Origin of the sequence: Streptomyces sp. NPDC013455 (assembly GCF_040632975.1) — a bacterium.
In the GTDB taxonomy this organism is placed as follows: domain Bacteria; phylum Actinomycetota; class Actinomycetes; order Streptomycetales; family Streptomycetaceae; genus Streptomyces.
The window spans coordinates 1-5347 of the sequence record NZ_JBEYCX010000051.1 but is presented as its reverse complement, the minus strand read 5'-3'; the positions used below and the strand labels follow the sequence as shown (position 1 = coordinate 5347).

Sequence of the window (5347 nt, the reverse complement as noted above, 5' to 3'; positions counted from 1 at the left end):
AGTGAGGCGGAGATCGCCGAACACCTGGGTGGGGGTGTGGATCTGGCGGCGGTGAACGCGCCGGGTTCGGTGGTGCTGTCGGGTGATGAGGCGGCTGTCGTGGCGGTGGCGGAGAGGCTGCGTGAGCAGGGCCGCCGGGTGAAGCGGCTGACCGTCTCGCACGCTTTCCACTCGGCGTTGATGGAGCCGATGCTGGCGGACTTCGCCGCGGCCCTGTCGGACCTGACCTGGAACGAGCCGGCGATCCCCGTCGTATCGAACGTGACGGGGCGGCTCGCCGAGCCGGGACAGCTGACCGATCCGGCCTACTGGGTGGACCATGTCCGCCGCCCGGTGCGTTTCGCGGAGGGCGTCAGCGCCTCGGCCGGTTCGGTGTTCCTGGAGCTCGGCCCCGGCGGTGCGCTGACCGGTGTGATAGCGGAGTCGGCCGACGCGGATGCGGTGGCCGTTCCGGCCCTGCGTGACGACCGGGACGAGGCTCAGAGCCTGCTATCGGCCGTGGCGCGGCTCTTCGTGCGCGGGACGAGGGTGGACTGGGCGGCCGTCCTCCCCAAGGGTGCCACCGAGGCGCACGTGGACCTGCCGACGTACGCCTTCGACCACCGGCACTACTGGCTGCAGACGGCCCCCGCCACCGACGCCGTCGCCCTCGGGCAGAGCACGGCGGACCACCCGCTGCTCGGCGCCGTCGTGGAGGTGCCCGAGACCGGCGGAATCCTGTGCACCTCCCGGCTCTCCCTGCGCACCCACCCCTGGCTGGCCGACCACGCCGTCGGGGGAGTGGTCCTGGTGCCCGGCACCGGGCTCATCGAACTGGCCGTCCGGGCCGGCGACGAGGTCCGCTGCGGAGTCGTGGACGAACTCGTCATCGAGACACCCCTGGTCGTACCCGAGCAGGGCGGGGTGCGGGTCCAGGTCGCCGTCGGCGGAGCGGACGAGGACGGGCTGCGGACGGTGTCGGTGTACTCGGCGCGGGAGGACACGCCCGGTGAACTCGGCACCGTCGCCTGGACCCGGCACGCCACCGGCACCCTGACCAGCTCGGCCGGGGACACACCCGCCTTCGACTTCACCGCCTGGCCCCCGCCCGGCGCGGACCACGTCGACGTCGACGTCGACACTTTCTACGCCGGCCTGGTCGAGAAGGGCTACACCTACGGCCCGGTGTTCCAGGGGCTGCGGGCGGTATGGCGGCGCGGTGACGAGGTGTACGCCGAGGTCGCCCTGCCCGACGGGCAGCGGGAGGAGGCGGCCCGGTTCGGACTCCACCCTGCGCTGCTCGACGCGGCGCTGCACGCCAACGGGTTCGTCGCCCCGGCCGGCGCGGCGGAGCCCGGTGACGGACCGCGTACGGTTCTGCCGTTCGCCTGGAACCGGCTGACGCTGCACGCGGCGGGGGCGTCGGCGCTGCGCGTGCGGGTCGCGCCGGCCGGGCCGGACGCGGTCTCGGTGCAGGCCGCCGACGAGACCGGCGAGCCGGTGCTGACGACCGACTCCCTGGTGTTCCGTGCGGTCAGTGCCGAGCAACTGGAGGCCGCGGCCGGTGCGCCCGGCGCGGACGCCCTCTTCCACGTGGAGTGGACCGAGCTGCCCGTACCCGCCCGCGCGGGGGCCCCGGCGCCAGTCTGGGCACGAGTGGCGACGGCCGCCGATCTCGCCGCCGCGGCCGCCGGGGCCAGCGTGCCGGAAGTGCTGCTGCTGCCGGCCGACGGCTCCGACGACGACGCCCTGGAGCGCACGTCCCGGATCCTGGACGTCCTGCAGGCGTGGCTGGCCGCCGAGCGGCTCGCCGGCTCCCGGCTCGTGGTGGTGACCCGGGGCGCGGTGCCCGCCGAAGGCGAGGACACCCTGACCGATCCGGCCGGGGCGGCCGTGTGGGGGCTCGTGCGGGCCGCCCAGGCGGAGAATCCCGAGCGGATCGTCCTGGTCGACACCGACGCCCCACGAGACGACGACGGACATCTCGCCGCGCTCGCCACGACCGCTCTGGCGGCCGGCGAGCCGCAGCTCGCGGTGCGCGGTTCGACCGTCCGCGTCCCGCGCCTGGTACGGGCCGCCGCCGCGGACGCCGTACCGGAGCGGGCGCGCTGGAACCCGGACGGCACCGTCCTCGTCACCGGCGGCACCGGCTCGCTGGGCGCCCTGCTGGCCCGGCACCTCGTCGAGCGGCACGGCGTACGGCACCTGGTACTGGCCGGCCGGCGCGGCCCGGACGCCGAGGGCGCACAGGAACTGGTGGCCGAGCTGACGGCCCTCGGCGCGACGAGCGTACGGGTGGCCGCCTGCGACATCGCCGAACGCGATGCGGTGGCGGCCCTGCTGGACTCCGTACCCGACGCGCACCCCCTGACCGCGGTCCTGCACACCGCGGGTGTCCTGGACGACGGCGTGATCGGCACGCTCGACCCGCGGCGCCTGCACCGCGTCTTCGCGCCGAAGGTGACCGCCGTACGGCATTTGGACGAGCTGACCCGCACCCTCGACCTGACGACGTTCGCCGTCTTCTCCTCCGCCTCGGGACTGTTCGGCTCGGCCGGCCAGGGCAACTACGCGGCCGCCAACGCCTGGCTGGACGCCGCGATGGCCCGGCGCCGGGCGGCCGGCCTGCCGGCGCTGTCCCTGGCCTGGGGCCCGTGGGAGCAGACCACCGGGATGACCGCCGGAGCGGAGGCGGCGGCCCGCACCCGCGGCAGCCGGCGCGGCGGCATCCTGCCGCTCGCCCCGCAGGAGGGCACGGCCCTCCTCGACAAGGCCCTGGCCGGCGACGACACGGTGCTCGTCCCGGTCAAACTGGACCTCAGGGCCGTACGGGCCGAAGCGGCCGCCGGTACCGGCGTGCCGCCCCTGCTCCGCCAACTGGTGCGGGCCGGGCGGCAGTCGGCGCGGGCCGCCGCCGGAGACGGCGGGGACGGCCTGCGGCGCCGGCTCGCCGGGCTGGACCGCGACCGGCAGGAGGCGGCCCTGCTGGACGTCGTCCGCGGACACGTGGCCGGCGTGCTCGGCCACACCGGAACGGACGGCGTCGGCGCCGAGACGGCGTTCAAGGACGCCGGGTTCGACTCCCTCACCTCCGTGGAACTGCGCAACCGGCTGCGCGCCGCGACCGGCGTCAACCTCTCCGCCACCGTGGTCTTCGACTACCCGACACCGCTGGCCCTGGCCCGGCACCTGCACGGCGAACTCCTCCCGGAGGGCGCACGGCAGCGGCCGGCGGCCGAGGCGGACGAGGAACGGCTGCGCCACGCGCTGCTCGCCCTCCCGCTGGACCGGTTCCGGGAGGCGGGGCTGCTGGACGCGCTGGTCGAACTGGCCGCCCTGGAACCCGGCGCACCCGCACCCGGCGCACCGGACACCGCCGGTGGCGCCTTGGCCGACCTGGACGTCGACGACCTCGTACACCTCGCGCTCGGCGACAGCGAATCCCTCGAAAGCTGACGCGGCACACGACTGATTGGGGCAGTGAAGTGAGTGCTTCCTACGAGAAGCTTGTCGAGGCGCTGCGCAAGTCGCTGGAAGAGGTCGGCACGCTGAAGAAGCGGAACCAGCAGCTGCTGAGCGCCTCGCGCGAGCCGATCGCCATCGTGGGCATGGCCTGCCGGCTGCCCGGCGGCGTCGACACCCCGGAAGACCTCTGGGAGCTGGTCGCCGAGGGCCGCGACGGAGTGTCGGGCTTCCCGGACGACCGCGGCTGGGAGCTGGACACCCTGCTGGACGCCGACCCCGAGAAGACCGGCACCTCCTACGTCGACCAGGGCGGCTTCCTGCACGGGGCCGGCCGGTTCGACGCGGAGTTCTTCGGGATCTCGCCGCGCGAGGCCCTCGCCATGGACCCCCAGCAGCGGCTGCTCCTGGAAACCTCCTGGGAAGCGATGGAGCGGGCCGGCATCGACCCGGCGACCCTCAAGGGCGCCGACGTCGGTGTCTTCAACGGCATCATGGGCGTCGACTACTTCGCCGGCGGCAGCGTCCCGCCCGAGCTGGAGGGCTTCACCGGAACCGGCGCCGCGTCCAGCGTGGCCTCCGGCCGCGTCTCCTACGTCTTCGGCTTCGAGGGCCCGGCGGTCACCCTCGACACCGCCTGCTCGTCCTCCCTGGTCGCCATCCATCTCGCCGTGCAGGCCCTGCGGCGCGGCGAGTGCACGATGGCCCTGGCGGGCGGCGCCACCGTCATGGCGACGCCCGGCCTGTTCATCGACTTCTCCCGGCAGCGGGGCCTCGCCGCCGACGGCCGCTGCAAGGCGTACTCGTCCGCGGCGGACGGCACCGGCTGGGCCGAGGGCGCGGGCGTGGTCGTCCTGGAGCGTCTGTCGGAGGCGCGGCGCAAGGGGCACCGGGTCCTCGCCGTCGTACGCGGCACAGCGGTCAACCAGGACGGTGCCTCCAACGGCCTCACCGCACCCAACGGGCCCGCCCAGCAGCGCGTGATCCGCAAGGCGCTCGCCGCCGCCGGGCTCACCCCGGCGGACGTCGACGCGGTCGAGGGCCACGGCACCGGCACCACCCTCGGCGACCCGATCGAGGCGCAGGCCCTCCTCGCCACCTACGGCCAGGACCGCCAAGAGCCCCTTTACCTGGGCTCGTTGAAGTCCAACATCGGACACACCCAGGCCGCCGCCGGCGTGGCCGGCGTGATCAAGATGATCCAGGCCATGCGCCACGGCGTGCTCCCGGCCACCCTGCACGTCGACGAACCGTCCCCCCGCGTCGACTGGGACGCGGGCGCCGTACGACTGCTCACGGAGGCCCGTGACTGGCCGCGGACCGACCGGCCGCGCCGGGCGGGCGTGTCCGGGTTCGGCGTCAGCGGCACCAACGCCCACGTCATCCTGGAAGAGGCGCCGGAGGAGCCCGCTGCCGGGCCGGCGGACGAAGCCGACGGCCCGTTCCCGGTGCTGGTCTCGGCCCGGAGCACCGGCGCCCTCGCCGGGCAGGCCGCACGGCTGGCGGACTTCGTCGCCGACACCGGCACCCCGCTGCCGGCCATCGCCGGAGCACTGGTCTCCCGGCGGGCCCACCACGGCGAGCGGGCCGTGATCCTCGCCGGATCGCGGGACGAAGCCCTGACCGGGCTGAAGGCACTGGCCGATGGCGAGCCCGCCCCCGCGCTCGTCTCGGGCTCGGGCACCGATGCGACAACGGTGTTCGTGTTCCCCGGTCAGGGTTCGCAACGCGTCGGTATGGGGCGTGAGTTGTATGAGCGGTATCCCGTCTTCGCGCAGGCGTTGGACGAGGCGTGTGCCGCGTTGGACGCTCGGCTGGCGGGTTTCGTGGAGCATTCGGTCAAGGATGTGATCTTCGGGTCCGGTGAGGGTCTGCTGGATCAGACGGTGTTCACGCAGGCCGGTCT

General features: G+C 74.6%; 1 protein-coding gene and 1 pseudogene. Both read left to right on the top strand.

Going from position 1 to position 5347, the window contains the following annotated elements; all coding sequences use genetic code 11:
- Positions 1–3435 (top strand): SDR family NAD(P)-dependent oxidoreductase (locus tag ABZ576_RS34155; protein WP_360749947.1); only part of this gene is annotated, 3435 nt, incomplete at its 5' end.
- A gap of 47 nt (positions 3436–3482) precedes the next feature.
- Positions 3483–5347, top strand: a pseudogene (locus ABZ576_RS34150) (beta-ketoacyl synthase N-terminal-like domain-containing protein); the annotation flags it as partial.